We start from the raw sequence: 21524 nt of genomic DNA, 5'->3' as shown, positions 1-21524 counted from the left end.
GCGCCCTGACGGCGCGACCGCTTCCGCGAGGCCCTCACGTGACGACACGTGGGGGCCTCGCTTCTTGCCTCCTCCCGGCTTGTTGTTGCTAACGTGTAGTTGCAAGCTCTTTGCAATAAGAGGTTCGGAGGGGATCCACGCCCATGCCCGTCTACACGCTTCCTGACCTGCCCTACGACTACTCCGCGCTCGCGCCCGTGATCAGCCCCGAGATCATCGAACTGCACCACGACAAGCACCACGCCGCGTACGTGAAGGGCGCCAACGACGCCCTGGAGCAGCTGGCGGAGGCGCGCGAAAAGGAGAGCTGGGGGGCGGTCAACGGCCTGGAGAAGAACCTGGCCTTCCACCTCTCCGGCCACATCCTGCACAGCATCTACTGGCAGAACATGACCGGCCCGAAGGACGGCGGCGGTGAGCCGCTCGCCGCGGACGGGGTGGGCGAGCTGGCGGACGCGATCACCGAGTCCTTCGGTTCGTTCGCGGGCTTCAGGGCGCAGCTGACCAAGGCGGCGGCCACCACCCAGGGCTCCGGCTGGGGCGTCCTCGCCCACGAGCCGCTCAGCGGGCGGCTGATCGTGGAGCAGGTCTACGACCACCAGGGCAACGTCGGCCAGGGATCCACCCCGCTCCTGGTCTTCGACGCCTGGGAGCACGCCTTCTACCTCCAGTACCGGAACCAGAAGGTCGACTTCATCGACGCCATGTGGGCGGTCGTCGACTGGCAGGACGTGGCGCGCCGCCACGCGGCGGCGCGGTCCCGGACGGACGTGCTGCTGCCGGCTCCCTGAGGCGCTGAGCCGTCGATACGTCCTGCCTCGTGATCGTCTTCTCACCGTTCACCGGGGCAGGCGGAAAGAGGGCAGCCCCCGCGGTCCGTCCCCCCTCTGGGGGGTGACTCGCGGGGGCTGCCCGTGCGGGACCGTCGTGCCGTTTACAGGTTGCTGAAGTCGGGGCCCTTGGTACGGGTCCGCTTGATCTCGTAGAAGCCGGGGACGGAGGCGACCGCGAGGGTGCCGTCCCACAGGCGGGCCGCCTCCTCGCCCTTGGGGGCGGGGGTGACGACCGGGCCGAAGAAGGCGATCTGCTCGCCGTCGGGGCCGGGGACCGCGATGACCGGGGTGCCGACGTCCTGGCCGACCTTGTTGATGCCCTCCTTGTGGGAGGCGCGCAGCTCGGCGTCGAACTCGAAGTCCTCCTGGTCGGCGTAGTCGATCAGGTCGGCCGGCAGGCCGACGTCCGCCAGCGCGCCCGCGATGGCCTCCACGGTCGGGCCCTCGCCGTTGTTGTGGATACGGGTGCCGAGCGCGGTGTACAGCGGGCCGAGGATGTCGGAGCCGTGCTTCTGCCAGGCCGCGGTGACCACGCGGATCGGCTTCCAGGCCTTGGTCTCCAGCAGCTCGCGGTACTCCTCGGGCAGCTCGTCGAGCTTGGGCTCGTTGAGGACCGCGAGGCTCATGATGTGCCAGCGGACCTCGATGTCGCGCACCTTCTCCACCTCCAGGACCCACCGGGAGGTCATCCAGGCCCAGGGGCACAGCGGGTCGAACCAGAAGTCGACGGGGGTCTTGCCGGAGCTGGTCGCGGTCTCGGACATGGTTCTCCTCGGAATACGGGCCTTTTCCAGCGGCAACACCGTCACCGGCCACCCCATTCCCGGGCGACCGCCGTCAGGCGCACGTGGGAGGATCGGTGCCGTCCCGACCACTGACGACGATGCGTATCGACACGAAGGAGTGCCGCCCGTGCCCGGTGAGAATCTGTCCCGTGACGAGGCCCGGGAGCGGGCCGCCCTGCTGTCGGTCGACGGGTACGACGTGTCGCTGGACGTACGGTCCGCCGTCGGGGAGGGCCAGGACGAGCCGCGCACCTTCCGCTCGGTGACCACGATCCGCTTCCGGTGCAACGAGCCCGGCGCGTCGAGCTTCGCCGACCTGATCGCGCCGGCCGTGACCGCCGTGACCCTCAACGGCAAGGACCTCGACCCCGGGGAGGTCTTCGACGGCACCCGGATCGCCCTGGAGGACCTGGCCGCGGAGAACGAGCTGGTGGTGGGCGCCCGGTGCGCCTACTCCCGCACCGGCGAGGGCCTGCACCGCTTCGTCGACCCCGAGGACGGCGAGGTCTACCTCTACACGCAGTACGAGCCGGCCGACTCCCGCCGGGTCTTCGCCAATTTCGAGCAGCCGGACCTCAAGGCGCCGTTCCGCTTCGAGGTGCGGGCGCCCGAGGAGTGGACGGTGTGGAGCAACGGGGCGGGTGAACTCGCCGACGGCGTCTGGCGGTTCGCGGAGACGAAGCCGATCTCGACGTACATCACGTGTGTGGTGGCCGGGCCCTACCACTACGTGACGGACTCGTACTCCCGCACCCTGCCGGACGGCTCGACCCTGGAGATCCCCCTCGGCGCGATGTGCCGCAAGGGCCTCGCCCCCTACTTCGACGCCGACGACGTCTTCCTCGTCACCAAGCAGGGGCTGGACTTCTTCCACGACCACTTCGACTACCCGTACCCGTTCGGGAAGTACGACCAGGCCTTCGTGCCCGAGTACAACCTCGGCGCGATGGAGAACCCGGGGCTGGTGACCTTCCGGGAGGAGTACATCTTCCGCGGCAAGGTGACGCAGGCGTCGTACGAGGCGCGCGCCAACGTGATCCTGCACGAGATGGCGCACATGTGGTTCGGCGACCTGGTCACCATGGTGTGGTGGGACGACCTGTGGCTGAAGGAGTCCTTCGCGGACTTCATGGGCACCTTCGCGAACGTCGGCGCGACCCGTTTCCAGAACGCCTGGACCACCTTCGCCAACCGCCGCAAGGCCTGGGCGTACCGCGCCGACCAGCTGCCGTCCACGCATCCGATCACGGCCGACATCCGAGACCTCCAGGACGCGAAGCTCAACTTCGACGGCATCACCTACGCCAAGGGCGCCTCCGTCCTCAAGCAGCTGGTGGCGTACGTCGGCCAGGACGCGTTCCTGGAGGGCGCCCGCCGCTACTTCAAGCGCAACGCGTACGGCAACACGCGCCTCGGCGACCTGCTGTCGGTCCTCGCGGAGACCAGCGGCCGGGACATGGGCGCCTGGGCCGGGAAGTGGCTGCAGACGGCGGGGGTGAACTCCCTGACGCCGCAGGTGCTGCTGGACGCCGACGGCCGGATCGACGAGCTGGCCGTGGTGCAGGAGGCCGCCGAGTCGCACCCGGAGCTGCGGCCGCACCGGGTCGCGATCGGCCTGTACCGGCTGGAGGGCGGCGAACTGGTCCGGTACGCGCGTGCCGAGGCGGACGTCGACGGCCCCCGTACGGTGATCACCGAGCTGGCCGGTGCCGAGGCCCCGGAGCTGGTCCTGGTCAACGACGACGACCTCACCTACTGCAAGATCCGCTTCGACGAGACCTCGCTGACGACCCTGCGCGGCCACCTCGGCGCGCTCACCGACCCGCTGGCCCGCGCGCTGTGCTGGTCGGCGCTGTGGAACCTGACCCGGGACGCGCTGCTGCCCGCCCGGGAGTTCGTCGGCCTGGTGCTGCGGTTCGCGAGCCGCGAGTCGGACATCGGCGTGCTGCAGATGCTCCAGGCGTGGGCGGAGTCGGCGCTGGTGCACTACGTGGCGCCCGAGGGGCGCGAGGCGGCCGGGCGGCTGCTCGCCGAGGGCGCCCTGCGGGAGCTGCGGCAGGCGGCGCCGGGCAGCGAGCACCAGCTGGCCTGGGCGCGGTTCTTCGCCTCGACGGCGGCGGACGATCCGGACTTCCGGCTGCTCCAGGACCTCCTGTCGGGGGCGGTGGCGATCGACGGTCTGGACGTCGACCAGGAGCTGCGCTGGGCGTTCCTCGAACCCCTCGCCGCGCACGGGCTGGCCGACGAGTCGGTCCTGGCGGCCGAACTGGCCCGGGACGACACGGCGTCCGGCAGGCGCCACCAGGTGCGCTGCCTCGCCGCCCGTCCGTCGGCGGCGGTGAAGGCGCAGGCGTGGGCGCAGGTCGTGGAGTCGCAGGCGCTGTCCAACGCGCTGGTGGAGGCGACGATCGCGGGCTTCGCCCAGCCCTCGCAGCGGGAGCTGCTGGCTCCCTACGCCGAGAAGTACTTCCAGGTCATCGCCGGGATCTGGGAGGAGCGCTCGATCCAGATCGGCATGGACGTGGTCCGGGGGCTGTACCCGTCCCTCCAGGACCGTCCGCAGACCCTGGAGGCGACGGACGCGTGGCTGACGGCGCACGCCGACGCGCCTCCGGCGCTGCGCCGGCTGGTCCTGGAGGCCCGGGACGACCTGGCACGGACGTTGCGCGGACAGGAGTGCGACGCGCTGGCCGACGAGGCCGCCGCGAGCTGACCTTTGGCCAAAGGTCAGCCTCCGGGTGACCGTTACGCAATTCATTCCATCATGGCCGTAACCCCTGGTCCCCACCCATCCGGACCAGGGGTTTTGGCTCCCTACTCGGCATCCGAACACCCGTCCTTTAGTACCGTGTTGTCCGCATTTTTCGACGAACGCGTAACACCGGTTAAGGACCCCGCCGGCCCCGGGAATCCCGACGCCATGACCCACAACACCCCGCTCTCCCCCCGCCCCCTGCGCCACCTGTCCGACGTCCACCGCCGGGTGCTGACGACGGCCCAGCTCCGCTCGCACGGCGTCGCGGCCACCGAGATCGCCGAGCAGTGCCGGCCCGGCGGGCCCTGGCAGCAACTGCTGCCCGGCGTGGTCCTGCTCCACCCCGGCCCGGCGACCAGCGAGGAACGCCTGCACGGCGCCCTCCTGTTCACGGCGCGCGAACCGGTCCCGGGCGTCCCGGCGCAGCCGACCCCGGACTCCCCGCACCGCACGGTCTACGCGGACGCGGTGATCACGGGCCTGGCGGCGCTGACCCTGCACGGCTTCTCCGCGACCCCGCCGCTGCTCGCCCTGGACCACGTGGACGTCCTGGTCCCGCGGCTGCGCCGGCTGCGCTCCACCTCCTACGTGCGCGTGCTCCGCACCCCGGCCCTGCCCACCCCCGTACAGGTGACGGGCCTCCCGGTCGCCCCGGTCCCCCGTGCCCTCGCGGACGCGGTGGCGGACCTGACCGACGCGGAGGCGGTACGGCGGCTGCTGACCGAGGCGGTGCGCGGCGGCCACTGCGAACCCGCGGCGGTGGTGCGGGAGCTGACCCAGGCGAAGCTGCTCTCCCGCCCCCACGTGGTGGACGCCGTCGACTCCCTGGTCGCCGAGGGCCGGGCCATCGCCGAGGCCCGCCTCTACCGGATGGTCCAGGAGTACGGCCTCCCCGACCCGGTCTGGAACGTGGACCTGAGGCTGCCGGGCGGCCCCCACCTGGGCGGCGTCGACGCCTACTGGCCGGAGCAGGGGGTCGCCGTCGAACTGGACACGCGCGCACCGCGCCAGGACGAGGACGCCCTGTGGTCGGAGTACGCCCGCAAGCGGGAGCACCTGGAACGCCTCGGCATCACGGTCGTCTACCTCACCCCGAGGAAGCTCCGCGACGCGATGGAACAGCAGGCCGCGGTGGTCCGCACGGCCCTGATGGCAGCCGACGACCGCGACCCGGCCGCGCACGTGGTGGTACTGCCTCGCTGAAAAACGCCCCCAGGCACAGCGCCCCGAAGAGGCCCCGAAGGGGCCCTGAAGAGGCGCTGGGGGTACCCCCGGCCGAAGGCTGGGGGAGGAACTGCGCGACCAGCCACGACGGCGCGGCAGCCGAACGACGGCGCATCGCGGCAGCACCTCGGCGCAGGTCCCGGAACGAGAAGAGGCCGCCGGTTCGGAGGGGGACCGACGGCCACTTCTCACGTACGCCGCCGGACCACCGGCGGGCCGCTACTGCCCGCCGACGCCCGGGCGCAGTTCGTCGCGGACGTCGCCGACGACGTGGCCGAGCAGGTCGGCGTAGGCGGCGATCATCCGGGTGCGGCTGAACCGCTCACGGCTCGCCGCCAGCGCGGGCGCGAACAGCTCCCGGTCGGCCACCGCCGCCGACCAGGCGAAGGCGATCGCGTCGGGGTCGAAGGGCGTCACGAACCCGTGCCCCTCGACGATCGAGGCGCTGTCGCCGACGTCCGTCGTGACCGGGACGGCACCGCACATCATGCCCTCGATGAGGCAGAGCGGCGCCGCCTCGCCGGAGGCGGAGGTGAGGGCGACGACGTCGGAGCCGGCGTAGACGGTCTCCATGTCGTGCCGTACGCCGAGCAGGTGCAGCCGGTCGCCGAGGGCGGCCCGGTCGGCACCGAAGGCCACCTCGATGTCGGCCCACAGGGCGGGGTTGTCCTCGGTCATCCCGGCCCCGCACATGACGACGTGACCGCCGCCCTCGCGGGCCAGCCAGGCCCGCGCCGCCCGCAGGAAGAGCGGCACGTTCTTCATGCCGGCGTACCGGGCGGCGAATACGACAACGGGGGCGCCGGGGCCGTCGGGAGCGGTGACGGGGATGCCGAGGGAGTCGCGGAAGGCGAGCCGCAGCGCCGCGTCCGGCCGGAAGCGGAGCAGGTCGACGCCGTTCGGGATCACGTGCAGCAGCTCGCCGGGGATCCCGGCGGCCTCGTACGCGTCCCGGGTGGACTCGGCGCAGCACACGCAGGCGACCACCGTGCCGTCCGCGATGGCGGCCTTGAGTTCGTCCAGCGCCGGGCCCTGGTTCTCCGGGTCGGACCGGTGCAGGCAGACGACGACGGGGCGGCGGGGCAGCCCGGCCTGGTTGAGCAGCGCGAGCGGCTGCTCCTTCAGCGACAGGATGACGTCCGCGCCGGCCATGGCCCGGGCCGTATCGGCCAGCTCGGGGCCGCTGAAAACCGACGCCGCGACGGTGCCGTCCACGAGCCCGGCGGTGCGGCCGAGGGAGGTGACCTCGATGCCACCGGCCGTAAGGGCCCGGTAACACGCGTCGTCCTCCATGCGCTGCGTGGTGGCTTCTCGGTGGACCTCACCGTGCAGACTCAGCACCCGATGCCACTGCTGTCCGCCCTCCACCAGGCCCAGCAGCACATCACTGTGCACGATCCGGGCTCCCCCGGAGAAAAAACCCTCGTAGACCGAGAGCACACGAAGTCCGAGCCGAGCGCTCACACGACCACCAGCCTTGCACCAGATCGAGCCATCCCCGGGAACCGCGGGTTAGCCGATATGAGGCGGTACGGACGTTTCATTCGGATGAACGGAGTGTCTCGGGCCGGAGTCGGCTGCGTTTACAGGATCAGCGTCGGAGCCGCTACCGCCAACATCATTCCACTTGCCTCGCCGTCACCCCTCTGACCTGCACTTCTGCAGAGGTATCCGGCTCCCTCGCGCCCTCCGGACGAGCGCGGCCGACGGCAAAAAATCGGCAAGTGCGGCCTCCGGACGCGCGACGATGTCACGAACCGCGGTGGGCGTTGAGGCGGGCGGCCCGGCGGGTCAGGTGGTCGCGTTCGGCGAGGTTCGGGGCCTTGCGTGCGGCCTCGGCGTACAGGCGTGCGGCGGTCGCCGTGTCGCCGTCGCGTTCGTGCAGGTAGGCGGCGGCCGCGGTGTGCCGGGGCAGGCCGGCGTCCAGCTCGGCGAGTGCGGCGAGGCCGGCGCGCGGCCCGTCGGCCTCCCCCACGGCGACCGCGCGGTTGAGCCGGACGACGGGGCTGTCGGTCAGGCGGGCGAGTTCGTCGTACCACTCGACGATCTGCACCCAGTCGGTCTCCTCGGCGGTGGGCGCGTCCGCGTGCAGGGCGGCGATGGCGGCCTGGGCCTGGTACTCGCCGAGGCGGTCGCGGGCGAGGGCGCCCTGGAGGATGCCGACGCCCTCGGCGATCAGACGGGTGTCCCAGCGGCCGCGGTCCTGCTCCGCGAGGGGGACCAGGCTGCCGTCGGGCGCGGTGCGGGCGGCGCGGCGGGCGTGGTGGAGCAGCATGAGGGCGAGCAGCCCGGCCGCCTCGGGGTGGTCGATCCGGGCCGCGAGCTGGCGGGTGAGCCGGACGGCCTCGGCGGCGAGGTCGACGTCGCCGGAGTAGCCCTCGTTGAAGACCAGGTAGAGGACGCGCAGCACGGTGGCGACGTCGCCGGGCCGGTCGAGGCGGACGCCGGAGACCGTGCGCTTGGCCCGGCTGATCCGCTGCGCCATGGTCGCCTCGGGCACCAGGTAGGCCCGGGCGATCTGGCGGGTGGTGAGGCCGCCGACGGCGCGCAGGGTGAGCGCGACCGCGGCGGACGGGCTGAGGGAGGGGTGGGCGCAGAGGAAGTAGAGGTGGAGGGTGTCGTCCGCGGCGGGGACCGGGCCGGGCGGCGGCTCCTCGTCCACCCGGTCCTCGCGCCGGCGGCGGGCGGTGTCCGCGCGGGTCGCGTCGAGGAACCGCCGCCAGGCGACGGTGACCAGCCAGCCCTTCGGGTCCCGCGGCGGATCCGCCGGCCACACCCGGATCGCCTCGACCAGGGCGTCCTGCACGGCGTCCTCGGCCGCTGCGAAGTCGGCTCCGCGGCGGACGAGGACGGTGAGCACGCCCGGGGTGAGGCTCCTGAGCAGGACCTCGTCCATCAGTGGCAGGACTCCTCGATGGTGGGCGGCGCGGCCAGGAAGGGCCGCACCTCCAGCCACTCGTGGATCGGCTTCCCGCCGGCCCCGGGGGCCGCCGACAGTTCACCGGCCAGCTCCACGGCGCGCTCCTGGCTGTCGACGTCGATCACCATCCAGCCGGCGATGAGGTCCTTGGTCTCGGCGAACGGGCCGTCGGTGACCGGCGGGCGCCCCTCTCCGTCGTAGCGGACCCACATCCCGTCGGGCGCGAGGGCCTGGCCGTCGACGAACTCCCCGGTCTTCTCCAGCCTGGCCGCGAAGTCGTTCATGTACCGGATGTGGGCCGAGATCTCCTCGGGCGTCCACTGGTCCATGGGCACGCAGTTCTCGGGGGCCGGGGCGCCGCGGTAGTGCTTCAGCAGCAGGTACTTGGCCATGGTGGTTCTCCTCGGTGCCGGTGCGGCCCATTGTGGCCGCCTTCACCCCTGGGACGGAGCCGGCCACGGGTTCTCGACATCGCCGCCGAGGATTCTTTCAGCTCTTCTTCAGGACCAGCTCCGTGTTCCGGTCCGTCGTGTTGCCGGCGAGGGCCTTGCTCGCGCCGGGGGCGTTGAAGGCCAGTTCGCGGTAGAGGGCGGCGAGGCCGGTCTGGGAGAGGTCGGAGAAGTCGGTGCGGTGCGGGGCGGCGGACTCGATCAGGGTGGTGAAGAGCGAGATCGTGCCGTCCTTGTTGTCCACCAGCTCGACGATCCGGGCGAGGTGCGGGTAGTCGACGTGCGAGGCGGTGGTGATCTCCCAGAAGGAGTTGCCGTTGGAGGCCTTGTGCGGGGTGATGAGGTTGCGGTGGATGTGCCCGTTCACCCAGGCCAGTACGTTGGCGTGGCGGTTGAGCAGGGTGACCAGCTCGGTCCCCGTGTGGCGGCGCTCGCTGGGGTGGGCCGGGTCGGGGCGGGTGTTGGTCATCGACTGGCTGGTGTGGTGGCTGAAGACGACGGCGTAGGAGTCCTTGTTCTCCTTCAGGGTCTTCTCCAGCCAGTTCAGCTGGGCCGTCCCGATCGATCCGTCGTAGTGGCCGCCCGCGTCCGTCGTGTCGAGGCTGATGCCGATGACGTCGTCGGAGATCCGGAAGGCGTAGTACTGGGTGCCCGCGGCCACGTTGGCGCTCGAGTAGCCGTGGCCGACCGGGCCGAGGCCCTGGTGGGCGGGGTCCAGGTGGGCCTTGAGGTAGTCCGCGGGGGTGTAGGGGGCGCGCTTCTCGTCGGCGGTTACCGAGCGCATCGACCGGGCGTGGGCCTTGAGGAAGTCGCGGTAGCCGCCGCCCTTGGGGTCCTGGGCGTTGTGGATGGCGTCCTGGAGCTTCTTGGCGTCGGCGTCGGTGACCGACATCAGCTTCTTGCCGCCGACCGCGGCCGCGACGAGGTAGGGGTCGGCGTGCGAGCCGTAGCAGCCGAGCGGCAGGGCGTCGTGGTTGCCGACGGTGGAGTACCAGGGCAGGTTGAGGCCGGGGCTCTTCACCTCGCGGATCGCGGCGGCCAGGTAGCCCGCGAGGTGCGGGAAGCCGACCGCCTTGTCCTGGTCGCGGACGGTCGAGGAGGCCTGCCAGTACAGCTTCATCCCGCTGTTCTGGACGCCTTCGTAGTGCTTGGGGTCACCGGTGTTGGGGGTGATCCGGCCGCCGCTCATCACCTTCATGAACCACTCCAGTTCGGAGTGGGCGTTGTTGTCGGTGTTGTCGCCGGTCGTCATCACGAAGTGCAGCGGCGAGCCGGTGACCGGGGCGCCGCGCAGCGCGTTGACCCGCTCGACGAGCGAGACCGCGCCGGGCACGGTGAGCGCCTCGTGCGGACGCCAGGCGTGCCGGTCGTGGACGCGTACGTACTCGAGGCGCAACGGGTGCTGGACGTCCATCAGGTGCAGGTCGGTGAACTGCACGAACGCGGCGAGGGCGGTACGGCGGTTCTCCCGGCCGGACTTGGCGGCGGCCAGGTCGGAGCGCAGCACGCGCGCCCAGCCGGCGCCGTCGCCGAGCCGCCGGTAGCCGGAGCTGTTGCGGGGCGCGGCGACGGAGGCGAGGGTGGTGCCCTTGGTGTACGGGGCGAGCGGGGCCGCGGCGGCCTTGCGGCCCTCTGCGACCGGCTGCTCCTCGGCCGCGGCGGGGGCGGCCTCGCTGTCGGTGGGACGCAGTGCGTAGCCGACGCCCGCGGAGAGCGTGACGGCTCCGGCGGCGGCGAGCACGGTACGGCGGTTGATCTCCAGTGCCTCGCGGCCCGTGCGGGCCGCGGAGGTGGCGACAGAGCGTATGCGCGACATGGCGCGATCTCCCCGAGTACGAACGCGTCGGCAGTGGTCGCGGGCGATCGCTTCCGCGAACTTCCCGCTCACTGTGGATCGTTGGCACCGGGGGTGACCTGCGCGTGAACGCGGCGGCAACGCGCAGCGCCGATCACCGTACGTGGATCAGCCGAGGTGGGGACCGGTCATGGAGCGGATTGCGGGCGGCCGGGGCCCGGCTACTCCGCGTTCATCTGCCGGGGTAGGGGAGGGTCTCCGGCGCTTACGACTGCTCTTGTGCAAACCGTCCGGCGGCGGGCCGCTCCCGCCACAGCCGCAGGGCGACGTCGACCAGCGGGACGCGCCGGAGGGACGGTACGGCGTCGAGGTCCTGCCAGGCAGCCATGTCGGTGGAGCCGTTCACCTCGTTCCTCAGCTCGCCGCCGACGACCTCGCCGGTGTAGACGATCCGTACGTCGTGGTGGTCGGTGGCGGGGCGCCGCAGACCCGCGCGGGGGAAGCGGTGGCGCCGGGAGTCGATGCCGAGCAGCCCGGTGACCTCGATGCGGTAGCCGGTCTCCTCCATGAGCTCGCGGCGGACGGTGTCGTAGGGGTCCTCGCCGTGCTCCATGCCGCCGCCGGGCAGGACCCACTCGGGCGTGCCGTCGTCGGCCGGGGACCGGGCAAGGAGGATCTGACCGTCACGGACACACACGGCGTAGGCCGCCACCCTGAGCTTCTCGCGCACGTCGGCACGGTAGGGCCCGCGGCGGCCGGCGGCCAACGGGATTTCCTCGCGCGGCAAGGGCGCAGATAGGGGGTTTTCCCCATACGTTCATATCGATTCGGTCAACGTTCCCAAAAGACCGTTCCCTTGGGGAAAGCTGTGCGCCTACGCGCCGGTACTTGACCAAGTTCCGGCCACGCCATGCTCGTTCCTTTACCTACAAGGGATGCAGATGACCCTCAGCCCCCAGCACGACCCGATACCGGGCCACAGACGCCTGGGCCGGACAGCCCTCGCCGTCGGTGTCGTGGCCGCGCTCGCGGCCGCCGGGCCGATACCCCTGGCCGCCGCCGCGGCCCCGGCCGCCGCCGTGTCCGCCGACCCGGGCGCCAAGTCCGCCCATGACAAGCTCGGTTCGGACGACGCCGAACTGCTCGCCGAGGCCAAGGCCGCGGGCGCCAAGAACGTCACGATGATGATCGCGACCGCGCCGGGGCAGACCGAGCAGGTCGCCGGGGAGCTGGACGCGGTCAAGGGCGGCTCGGTGGGCCGTACGTACGACAAGCTCGGCTACGTCCGGGCGACCGTCCCCACCGGGCGGGCGGACTCGGCCATCGCCGCCGCCGCGAAGCTGTCCTCGGTGCACGCGATCGACCTGCGCCAGGAGATCCAGCTCGACGACCCGGTGGTGAGCGGGACCGGCGCCAAGTCCGCCAAGTCGAAGTCCGCTTACTCGGGTTACTCGGGGCCGAACAAGAACACCCCCGCCGAGAACCCCTACAACCCCTCCTTCGAGACGGGCGCCGTCGACTTCGTCAAGGAGCACCCGAAGGCGGACGGCCGGGGCATCACCATCGGCATCCTGGACTCCGGCGTGGACCTCGGCCACCCGGCGCTGCAGAAGACCACCACCGGCGAACGGAAGATCGTCGACTGGGTGACCTCGACCGACCCGATCGTGGACAGCGACCAGACCTGGCGGCCGATGGTCACGGCCGTGTCCGGGCCGAGCTTCACCTACGGGGGCAGGACCTGGACGGCGCCCGCCGGGTCGTACGAGATCAGCACCTTCAAGGAGTCGTACACCACGGGCGGCGACGCGGCCGGTGACGCCAACCGGGACGGGGACACCACCGACAGCTGGGGCGTGCTGTACGACCCGGCGGCTGGCACGGTCACCGTCGATCTGAACAACAACAACGACTTCTCCGACGACACGCCGATGAAGCCGTACAAGGACGGCTACCAGATCGGCTACTTCGGCACGGACAACCCGGCGACCGACGTCGTCGAGCGGCAGCCGTTCGTCGTGCAGATCCGCAAGGACGTACCCATGGACCCGTACGGCGGGGACTGGGTCGGCAAGACGGCCGACTTCGTCAACATCGGCGTCATCGAGTCCGAGCACGGCACCCACGTCGCCGGCATCACCGCCGCCAACGGCCTGTTCGGCGGGAAGATGAACGGCGCCGCCCCCGGCGCGAAGATCGTCTCCTCCCGCGCCTGCACCTGGACCGGCGGCTGCACCAACGTCGCCCTCACCGAGGGCATGATCGACCTGGTCGCCAACCGGGGCGTCGACATCGTCAACATGTCGATCGGCGGACTCCCGGCGCTGAACGACGGCAACAACGCCCGTGCCGAGCTGTACACGCGGCTCATCGACACCTACGGCGTGCAGCTGGTGATCTCGGCCGGCAACTCCGGCCCGGGGGCGAACACCATCGGCGACCCGGGGCTGGCCGACAAGGTCGTCTCGGTCGGCGCGGCCATCTCCAAGGACACCTGGGCCGCCAACTACGGCTCCCAGGTGACGGCCAAGTACCAGCTGCTGCCCTTCTCCTCGCGCGGCCCGCGCGAGGACGGCGGCTTCACGCCGACGCTGGTCGCACCCGGCGCCGCGATCAACTCCACCCAGACCTGGCTGCCCGGCTCCCCCGTCGCCGAGGCGGGCTACTCCCTCCCGGCCGGCTACTCGATGCTCCAGGGCACCTCGATGGCGTCCCCGCAGGCGGCGGGCGCGAGCGCGCTGCTGCTGAGCGCCGCCAAGGAGAAGGGCATCGCCCTCTCCCCCGCCGACCTGCGCACCGCGCTGACCTCGACCGCCCACCACATCAAGGGGGTTCAGGCGTACGAGGAGGGCGCGGGCCGGATCGACATCGTCGACGCGTGGGAGTCCATCCGCGACCACGCCACCGCGCACGACTACACGGTGAAGGCGCCCGTCGACACCGCGATCGACTACGCGCTGAAGACCCCGGGCTACGGCACCGGCCTCTACGACCGTGAAGGCGGCCTGAAGGCCGGGCAGAAGAAGACGTACGACGTCACGATCACCCGTACCTCCGGCGCGGACAAGGCGATCCGGCACGAGCTGCACCTGGCGAACAACGCCGGGCACACCTTCAAGATCCTCGGCTCCGACGAGGTGACGCTGCCGCTGAACCAGCCGGTGACGGTCAAGGTGCAGGCCAAGCCGAAGAGTCCGGGCATCAAGTCCGCGATCCTCGAAGTCGACGACCCGCGGACCGAAGGCGTCGACAAGCAGATCCTGACGACGGTCGTGGTGTCGGACCCGGTCCACTACACCTACTCGGCGTCAGGCTCGGTGCAGCGCAACAGCTCCACGTCGTACTTCGTGACCGTGCCCGAGGGCGCCACCTCCCTCGAGGTCGCGATGAGCGGGCTCGCCGACAAGAGCCAGACGCGGTTCATCGCCATCCACCCGTACGGCACTCCGGTCGACAACACCGGCACCCCGTACTGCTACAACAATTACCTGAACGGCAACGGCTGTACGCCCGACGTCCGTTCGTACGCCGACCCGCAGGCCGGGGTCTGGGAGATCGAGGTGGAGGCGCGCCGCACCTCGCCGCTGCTCGACAACCCGTACAAGCTGGGCGTCACCGTGCTCGGCGCGGCCTTCGACCCGGCGACCGTGACCGTGCCCGAGGCGAAGGTCGGCACCCCGGTCACCGCCTCCTGGAAGGTGACCGACAAGTTCGCCGCCCTCGACGGCAGGCTGGTCGGCGGCCCGCTCGGCTCCTCGAAGACGGCCCGCCCGTCCATCAAGGAGGGCGAGACCCAGACCACGACGGTGACCGTGCCGGCGGGTGCGAACTCGCTGGACGTGGCGATCGGCAACGTGTCGGACGCCTCGGCCGACCTGGACCTGACCGTGTACGACGCGTCCGGCAAGCAGGTCGCGCAGTCCGCCGACGGCGACTCGGAGGAGGCGGTCTCCCTCGCCTCGCCGGCCGCCGGGACCTACACGATCAAGGTCGTGGGCTACTCGGTCCCGGCCGGATCCACCGACTACGACTACCGGGACGTGTTCTTCTCCGCCACGCTCGGCACCGTCACGGTCGACGGCACGGCCCCGGTCAAGCTCGGCACGGGCGACTCGGCCACGGTGGCCGGCCAGGTCACGGCGGCCGCGGCGGCCCCCGAGGGACGTGAGTTCTTCGGCCGGGTGCAGCTGGTCAACACGCGCGGCACGGTCGCGGGGGTCGGCAGCGTGCGGATCGAGAAGGTCACGCAGTAGGGAAGTCCGGTGCCGGGGGCGGGCGTCCTGCGGGGCGCCCGCCCCTTCACCTGTCCGGGCACGTCATGGTCCGCGACTCGGGCAGGTCGCGCACGATCCAGGACCGCTCCGCCGCGATCGGTGCCTCCCCGACCGCGTACCGGTCGGGCACCTGCTGCCCGCCCGTGATGCCGACCAGCAGGCGGGCGCCGGTGCGGATCCGGGCGTCGGTGCCGGACTCGAAGAGGAACGTCACCTCCTCCGGGGTCTTCGCCGGTTTGTAGGCGTGGGTCACGCGCAGGGTGACGCGTTCCTCGCCGGAGTCCGCGAGCTGCCGCACCCCGGTGACCGTGCCCTCGACGACCAGCCGGGCGCAGGCGAGGTAGCCGGGGCCGCCCGCCTGCTCCTCGCCGCCCTGGCCGGCCGAGCTCGCCGCGCTGCCGGCGGCCTTGTCGGCACTGGCACCGTTCGACGTGGCGTCGGAACCGCCGTTCGCCGCGAGCCAGCCGACGCCGAACACCGCCCCGGCGAACGCGGCCGCGAGGGCACCGGCGAGACCGAGGGCCCGGACGCCGGGGTGCTGCCGGGCGCGGCGGAGTCGGGCCGGACGGGGGCGGGGCTCCGGCCGCGGGGGCGGCGCGGCCAGGGTGTCCCCGATGATCCCGAGGTGCTCGCGCAGGAGCGCCACGTCGGCGGCGGCCGCCCGGTGCTCGGCCATGAAGGCGGGGTCGGTGCGCTGCTCGGCGGTGAGCGGCTCGTCCGCGAGGACGGCGAACAGGGCATCGGTGCCGCCCGGCTCACCCGGACCGCCGTCGGGTCCGGCGGCCGTGTGTCCGTCGGGTCCGGCGGCCACGTGTTCGTCGCGTCCGTCGGGCATGTGGTCGGCGGGCATGGTCACACCACCTCGTCCTCGTGCAGGCGGGCGCGCAGGGCCCGTACCGCCGTGTGCAGCCGGCTCTTGACGGTGCCCTCGGGGATGCCGAGCTCCCCAGCTATGTCGCGCACCGGCAGGTCGGCGTAGAAACGCAGGACGAGGATCTGGCGCTGGGCGTCCGGCAGCTCGTCCAGACCGCGGGCGACGGCGACGGAGAGCAGCCTGCTGTCCTCGCCCACGGCGTGGTCGGGCTGGCGGAGGGAGGCCAGCCGTTCGCCGAGGCGTTCCTGGCGGCGCTTGGCGCGGTGCCAGTCCATGGCGAGCCGGGAGGCGACGACCGCCGCCCACGCCGACACGTCCCGCGGCGCCTCCTGGCCGCTCGCGGCCCGCTCCAGCAGCCGCAGACGTACCTGCTGTACCCCGTCCAGCAGGTCCGCCTGCGGTACGCCGCCCAGTGCGAGGACCGCCCGCACCCTGCGCTCCTGGTCCGCGTCCAGGGGATCACCGTGCTGGTCCCCCTGGGCGCGGCGGGCCTTTCTGCGCAGCACAACCCACCCCCCTCACCGCGTTTCTCCTACGACGCCGCAGCCCCCGGAAACGTTCGCCCCGGTTCCCGGAAATCTTCCGCGCGGTGTCCCGGGGCCCCTCCGAGGCGTACGTCACATCGGCGCGCCGCGCAGCACAGCTTGCGGCACGACGGCCAAGCGGAGGTAATTTCTGCAGCTCAGCGGGGGTGCGAGCGGGAGTTCCACGGGCCGGGTGGTCCGGTCGGTGGGCATGGCACGCAAAGAATTGGACAGGCTGGCCCTGGTCGGCCGCATGATGGAAAGGCCGTAGACACACGTCAACGTATGCAGAGGGAGTCGCTGTGAGGGTCGGAATCGTCGGAGCCACCGGTCAGGTCGGCACGGTCATGCGCAGGATCCTCGCGGAGCGGAACTTCCCCGTCACGGAGCTGCGCCTGTTCGCCTCGGCCCGCTCGGCCGGGACCGTGCTCGACGGTGTGACGGTGGAGGACGCGGCGACCGCCGACTACACGGGCCTGGACATCGTGCTGTTCTCGGCGGGCGGGGCCACCTCGAAGGCGCTGGCGGAGAAGGTCGCCGCCCAGGGTGCCGTCGTGATCGACAACTCCTCCGCCTGGCGCAAGGACCCCGAGGTCCCGCTGGTCGTCTCCGAGGTGAACCCGCACGCGATCGCCGACCGCCCGAAGGGCATCATCGCCAACCCGAACTGCACGACCATGGCCGCGATGCCGGTCCTGAAGGTGCTGGACCGGGAGGCCGGTCTGGAGGCGCTGGTCGCCACCACGTACCAGGCCGTCTCCGGCTCCGGTCTCGCGGGCGTCGCGGAGCTGCACGGGCAGGTGCAGAAGGTCGCCGCCGACGCGGAGAAGCTCACCCACGACGGCACGGCCGTCGACTTCCCCGAGCCCCAGGTCTACAAGCGGCCCATCGCCTTCAACGTGCTGCCTTTCGCCGGCAACCTCGTCGACGACGGTCTGAACGAGACCGACGAGGAGCAGAAGCTGCGTAACGAGTCCCGCAAGATCCTGGAGCTCCCCGGGCTGAAGGTCTCCGGCACCTGTGTGCGCGTCCCGGTGTTCTCCGGGCACTCCCTCCAGGTCAACGCCCGGTTCGCCCGGCCGATCTCCCCGGAGCGGGCGACCGAGCTGCTCGCGGACGCGCCGGGGGTCGAGCTGTCCGACATCCCGACCCCGCTGCAGGCGGCCGGCCGGGACCCGTCGTACGTCGGCCGGATCCGGCGTGACGAGACGGTGGAGAACGGGCTCGCGCTGTTCGTCTCCAACGACAACCTCCGCAAGGGGGCTGCGCTGAACGCCGTGCAGATCGCTGAGCTGGTGGCGGAGGAGCTGTCTTCTTAGGCGCCGTGCGCCACGGGGGTGCCGCGTTCTGCCGTCGGACAGGTGCGGCGCCATCCTGGCTGGTCGCGCAGTTCCTCCCCCAGCCTTCGGCCGGGGTACCCCCAGCGCCCCTTTCAGGGGCGCCGATACTCACGTTCGTTTTCCAGGGGAGCCACCAGACATGAGCGACACCCGGTCTGCCTGCGGCAGCTCACGCGTTCTCGACGGCAAGGTCGCCATGATCACCGGGGCGTCCAGTGGGATCGGGGCGGCTGCCGCGCGGTTGTTCGCGCGGGAAGGGGCGGCGGTCGTGGTGACGGCGCGGCGCGTGGAGCGGCTGCGGGCGCTGGCCGAGGAGATCTCGGCCGACGGCGGGCGGGCGCTGGCCGTGCCGGCGGACGTGGCCTCGGCCGCGGACGTCGAGCGGGTCGTCCGCTCGGCCGTCGACGCCTTCGGCCGCCTCGACTGCGCCTTCAACAACGCCGGGTTCGGCACCGCCGGCACCGAGCTGCACGAGACCGGCCAGGACGTCTACGAGCAGACCATGGACGTCAACGTGCGCGGGGTGTGGAACTGCCTGCGCTTCCAGATCCCCGAGATGCTGAGCGCGGGCGGCGGCACGATCGTCAACACGTCGAGTGTCGCGGGGCAGCGGGCCACCGGGGCGTCGGCGGCGTACGTGGCGGCCAAGCACGCGGTCCTCGGGCTCACCCGGGCCGCCGCGGCCGAGTACGCGGAGCGCGGCATCCGCGTCAACGCGCTGGTGGTGGGCAGCACCCGCACCGAGATGATGGACCGGGCGGTGCGGACCATGCCCGAGCTGCGGGAGCGGTTCGAGGACGAGACGCTCCAGAAGCGCATGGCCGGCCCCGCCGAGGTGGCCGAGGCCGCGCTCTGGCTGTGCAGCGACCGCGCCTCCTTCGTCACCGGCGCGGCGATGCCGGTCGACGGCGGCACGACGGCGGCCTGAGGGCACCGGCGCCGCGCGATCTCTGGGGTTTTCCCTCGTCGCCCTCCTCCCCGGTCCCGTGGAAGGATGGCGCAACCCACACATAACGAGGAGATGACCGCGTGCCTGGCACAAACCTGACTCGCGAAGAGGCACAGCAGCGGGCGAAGCTGCTCACCGTTGACTCGTACGAGATCGATCTCGACCTCTCCGGCGCGCAGGAGGGCGGTACCTACCGGTCCGTGACCACGGTGCGCTTCGACGTCGCCGAACCCGGCGCCACGTCCTTCATCGACCTGGTGGCCCCCGCGGTCCACGAGGTCACCCTGAACGGTGACGCCCTCGACCCCGCCGAGGTCTTCGCGGACTCCCGGATCGCGCTGCCCGGCCTGCTGGCGGGGCCCAACATCCTCCGGGTGGTCGCCGACTGCGCGTACACCAACACGGGCGAGGGCCTGCACCGGTTCGTCGACCCGGTCGACGAGCAGGCGTACCTCTACACCCAGTTCGAGGTGCCGGACGCCCGCCGGGTCTTCGCCTCCTTCGAGCAGCCGGACCTGAAGGCGACCTTCCAGTTCACCGTGAAGGCGCCGAACGGCTGGACGGTCATCTCGAACTCGCCGACGCCCGAGCCCAAGGACGACGTCTGGGTCTTCGAGCCGACGCCCCGCATCTCGTCGTACATCACCGCCCTGATCGTGGGCCCTTACCACTCGGTGCACAGCGTGTACGAGAAGGACGGCCAGAGCGTGCCGCTCGGCATCTACTGCCGGCCGTCGCTCGCCGAGTTCCTCGACTCGGACGCGATCTTCGAGGTGACCCGGCAGGGCTTCGACTGGTTCCAGGAGAAGTTCGACTACGCGTACCCGTTCACCAAGTACGACCAGCTGTTCGTGCCGGAGTTCAACGCGGGCGCGATGGAGAACGCGGGCGCGGTGACCATCCGCGACCAGTACGTCTTCCGGTCCAAGGTGACCGACGCGGCGTACGAGACGCGGGCCGAGACCATCCTGCACGAGCTGGCCCACATGTGGTTCGGCGACCTGGTCACCATGGAGTGGTGGAACGACCTGTGGCTGAACGAGTCGTTCGCCACCTACACCTCCATCGCCTGCCAGGCGTACGCCCCCGGCTCGCGCTGGCCGCACTCGTGGACGACGTTCGCGAACTCCATGAAGACCTGGGCGTACCGGCAGGACCAGCTGCCCTCGACGCACCCGATCATGGCCGAGATCCGGGATCTCGACGACGTGCTCGTCAACTTCGACGGCATCACGTACGCCAAGGGTGCGAGCGTGCTGAAGCAGCTCGTCGCCTATGTCGGCATGGACGAGTTCTTCAAGGGCGTGCAGGCGTACTTCAAGCGGCACGCGTTCGGCAACACGCGCCTGTCCGACCTGCTGGGCGCCCTGGAGGAGACCTCCGGGCGTGACCTGAGCACCTGGTCGAAGAAGTGGCTGCAGACCGCCGGGATCAACATCCTGCGTCCCGAGGTGGAGACGGACGCCGACGGTGTCGTCACCTCGTTCGCCATCCGCCAGGAGGCCCCGGCCCTGCCGGCCGGCGCGAAGGGCGAGCCGACTCTCCGTCCGCACCGGATCGCGATCGGCCTGTACGACCTCGACGAGGCGACCGGCAAGCTGGTGCGCACCGACCGGATCGAACTGGACGTGGACGGCGAGCTGACCGCCGTACCGCAGCTGTCCGGCCGCCGCCGCCCGGCGGTCTTCCTGCTCAACGACGACGACCTGTCGTACGCCAAGGTCCGCCTGGACGAGGAGTCCCTGCACGTCGTCACCGAGCACCTCGGCGACTTCGAGTCCTCGCTGCCGCGCGCGCTGTGCTGGGCCTCCGCCTGGGACATGACCCGGGACGCGGAACTCCCCACCCGCGAGTACCTGTCCCTCGTGCTGTCCGGCATCGGCAAGGAGTCCGACATCGGTGTCGTGCAGTCCCTGCACCGCCAGGTGAAGCTCGCCGTCGAGCTGTACGCCGACCCGACCGCCCGCGAGGCCCTGCTCACCCGCTGGACCGACGCCACGCTGGCCCACCTGCGGTCCGCCGCGCCGGCGAGCGACCACCAGCTGGCCTGGGCCCGTGCCTTCGCGGCCACCGCCCGCACCCCGGAGCAGCTGGACCTCCTGGAGAGCCTGCTGGACGGCACCCACACCATCGAGGGCCTGGCCGTCGACACCGAGCTGCGCTGGGCGTTCGTGGAGCGGCTGGCGGCGGTCGGCCGCTTCGACGAGGTGGAGATCGCGGGCGAGTACGAGCGGGACCGGACCGCCGCCGGCGAGCGGCACGCGGCCACCGCGCGCGCCGCCCGCCCGACCGAGGAGGCGAAGGCGGAGGCGTGGGCGTCGGTCATCGACTCCGACAAGCTGCCGAACGCCGTGCAGGAGGCGGTGATCGGCGGCTTCGTCCAGACCGACCAGCGCGAGCTGCTGGCCCCGTACGCCGACAGGTACTTCGAGATCCTGAAGTCGGTGTGGGACTCCCGCTCGCACGAGATCGCCCAGCAGATCGCGATCGGCCTCTATCCGTCCCTCCAGGTCTCCGAGGAGACCCTCGCCAAGACGGACGCCTGGCTGGCCTCGGCCCAGCCGAACGCGGCCCTGGCCCGGCTCGTCTCGGAGTCCCGCGCGGGCGTCGAGCGCGCCCTGAGGGCCCAGGCGGCGGACGCGGCCGCCCAGTAGGCGGTACGTCGGCGGGGCGCCCGGTCGTGACACCCACCGGGCGCCCCGCCTCACCCGCGAAGTGCTTTTCACCCAGGGCGAGTTGAGTATCCGTGCTCACGTCCGGGGCGGTCGCGCGTTGCGAGGATCGACGCAACGGCGCGGCAGC

The 21524-nt window shown here is 71.6% G+C and carries 15 protein-coding genes; 7 read left to right on the top strand and 8 right to left on the bottom strand.

Features of this window, described 5'->3' with window-relative positions; all coding sequences use genetic code 11:
- The first annotated feature begins 143 nt into the window (after positions 1–143).
- Positions 144–791, top strand: a complete 648-nt coding sequence (locus JF597_RS11125; RefSeq protein ID WP_293992431.1) for a superoxide dismutase — start codon at positions 144–146, stop codon at positions 789–791.
- A gap of 143 nt (positions 792–934) precedes the next feature.
- Here the strand turns inward: JF597_RS11125 and JF597_RS11120 are convergent, their stop codons facing one another.
- Positions 935–1597 carry a DsbA family protein gene (locus JF597_RS11120; RefSeq protein WP_293992428.1) on the bottom strand — a complete coding sequence of 221 codons (663 nt, stop codon included), beginning with the start codon at positions 1595–1597 and terminating at the stop codon, positions 935–937.
- A 148-nt stretch (positions 1598–1745) separates the two neighbouring features.
- Between JF597_RS11120 and pepN (JF597_RS11115) the strand changes: the two genes are divergently transcribed.
- Positions 1746–4331, top strand: coding sequence for an aminopeptidase N (gene pepN, locus JF597_RS11115; RefSeq protein WP_293992425.1), 2586 nt, complete (start codon positions 1746–1748; stop codon positions 4329–4331).
- Positions 4332–4538: 207 nt separating this feature from the next.
- The gene (locus JF597_RS11110) at positions 4539–5576 is read left to right on the top strand and encodes a hypothetical protein (RefSeq protein WP_293992423.1); all 1038 of its coding nucleotides are present in this window, start codon (positions 4539–4541) and stop codon (positions 5574–5576) included.
- A 240-nt stretch (positions 5577–5816) separates the two neighbouring features.
- On the opposite strand, the gene JF597_RS11105 is transcribed toward JF597_RS11110, so the two are convergent.
- From JF597_RS11105 to JF597_RS11085, 5 genes are all read right to left on the bottom strand, one after another.
- Positions 5817–7037: a glycosyltransferase gene (locus JF597_RS11105; protein ID WP_293992563.1), complete on the bottom strand. Its 1221-nt coding sequence runs from the start codon at positions 7035–7037 to the stop codon at positions 5817–5819.
- Between the two features lie 310 nt (positions 7038–7347).
- The gene (locus JF597_RS11100) at positions 7348–8493 is read right to left on the bottom strand and encodes a DUF6596 domain-containing protein (protein ID WP_293992421.1); all 1146 of its coding nucleotides are present in this window, start codon (positions 8491–8493) and stop codon (positions 7348–7350) included.
- Positions 8493–8909 (bottom strand): YciI family protein, encoded by a 417-nt coding sequence (locus JF597_RS11095; protein WP_293992419.1) that lies wholly within the window; start codon positions 8907–8909, stop codon positions 8493–8495. Before JF597_RS11095 ends, JF597_RS11100 begins: the two co-directional genes overlap by 1 nt.
- 97 nt (positions 8910–9006) lie before the next feature.
- Complete coding sequence (locus tag JF597_RS11090) at positions 9007–10782, bottom strand: TIGR03767 family metallophosphoesterase (RefSeq protein WP_293992417.1); 1776 nt, start codon at positions 10780–10782, stop codon at positions 9007–9009.
- Between the two features lie 244 nt (positions 10783–11026).
- Positions 11027–11491, bottom strand: coding sequence for an NUDIX hydrolase (locus JF597_RS11085; RefSeq protein WP_293992415.1), 465 nt, complete (start codon positions 11489–11491; stop codon positions 11027–11029).
- Positions 11492–11702: 211 nt separating this feature from the next.
- Between JF597_RS11085 and JF597_RS11080 the strand changes: the two genes are divergently transcribed.
- A complete protein-coding gene (locus JF597_RS11080; RefSeq protein ID WP_293992413.1) occupies positions 11703–15014 on the top strand; it encodes a S8 family serine peptidase in 3312 nt (1103 codons plus the stop codon).
- A 46-nt stretch (positions 15015–15060) separates the two neighbouring features.
- On the opposite strand, the gene JF597_RS11075 is transcribed toward JF597_RS11080, so the two are convergent.
- Positions 15061–15885, bottom strand: coding sequence for a hypothetical protein (locus JF597_RS11075; protein WP_293992411.1), 825 nt, complete (start codon positions 15883–15885; stop codon positions 15061–15063).
- 2 nt (positions 15886–15887) lie between these two features.
- Entirely contained in the window at positions 15888–16415 is a 528-nt protein-coding gene (locus JF597_RS11070; protein WP_293992408.1) for a sigma-70 family RNA polymerase sigma factor, read from the bottom strand.
- 320 nt (positions 16416–16735) lie between these two features.
- On the opposite strand from JF597_RS11070, the gene JF597_RS11065 reads away from it, so the two are divergent.
- From JF597_RS11065 to pepN (JF597_RS11055), 3 genes are all read left to right on the top strand, one after another.
- Positions 16736–17752 carry an aspartate-semialdehyde dehydrogenase gene (locus tag JF597_RS11065; RefSeq protein WP_293992406.1) on the top strand — a complete coding sequence of 339 codons (1017 nt, stop codon included), beginning with the start codon at positions 16736–16738 and terminating at the stop codon, positions 17750–17752.
- A 160-nt stretch (positions 17753–17912) separates the two neighbouring features.
- Positions 17913–18701 (top strand): glucose 1-dehydrogenase, encoded by a 789-nt coding sequence (locus tag JF597_RS11060; protein WP_293992403.1) that lies wholly within the window; start codon positions 17913–17915, stop codon positions 18699–18701.
- A 101-nt stretch (positions 18702–18802) separates the two neighbouring features.
- Positions 18803–21376: an aminopeptidase N gene (gene pepN, locus JF597_RS11055; protein WP_293992400.1), complete on the top strand. Its 2574-nt coding sequence runs from the start codon at positions 18803–18805 to the stop codon at positions 21374–21376.
- Positions 21377–21524 lie beyond the last annotated feature (148 nt).

The organism is Streptomyces sp. (genome assembly GCF_019510245.1).
Classification (GTDB): domain Bacteria; phylum Actinomycetota; class Actinomycetes; order Streptomycetales; family Streptomycetaceae; genus Streptomyces.
The sequence above is the reverse complement of the archived record's forward strand: the minus strand, read 5'-3'. Positions and strand labels throughout refer to the sequence as shown.

Coding starts and splice junctions, on each gene's coding strand:
- JF597_RS11075 (WP_293992411.1), bottom strand. CDS start 15,885: ATGCCCGCCGACCACATGCCCGACGGACGCGACGAACACGTGGCCGCC.
- JF597_RS11080 (WP_293992413.1), top strand. CDS start 11,703: ATGACCCTCAGCCCCCAGCACGACCCGATACCGGGCCACAGACGCCTG.
- JF597_RS11060 (WP_293992403.1), top strand. CDS start 17,913: ATGAGCGACACCCGGTCTGCCTGCGGCAGCTCACGCGTTCTCGACGGC.
- JF597_RS11110 (WP_293992423.1), top strand. CDS start 4,539: ATGACCCACAACACCCCGCTCTCCCCCCGCCCCCTGCGCCACCTGTCC.
- JF597_RS11125 (WP_293992431.1), top strand. CDS start 144: ATGCCCGTCTACACGCTTCCTGACCTGCCCTACGACTACTCCGCGCTC.
- JF597_RS11090 (WP_293992417.1), bottom strand. CDS start 10,782: ATGTCGCGCATACGCTCTGTCGCCACCTCCGCGGCCCGCACGGGCCGC.
- JF597_RS11100 (WP_293992421.1), bottom strand. CDS start 8,493: ATGGACGAGGTCCTGCTCAGGAGCCTCACCCCGGGCGTGCTCACCGTC.
- JF597_RS11120 (WP_293992428.1), bottom strand. CDS start 1,597: ATGTCCGAGACCGCGACCAGCTCCGGCAAGACCCCCGTCGACTTCTGG.
- JF597_RS11095 (WP_293992419.1), bottom strand. CDS start 8,909: ATGGCCAAGTACCTGCTGCTGAAGCACTACCGCGGCGCCCCGGCCCCC.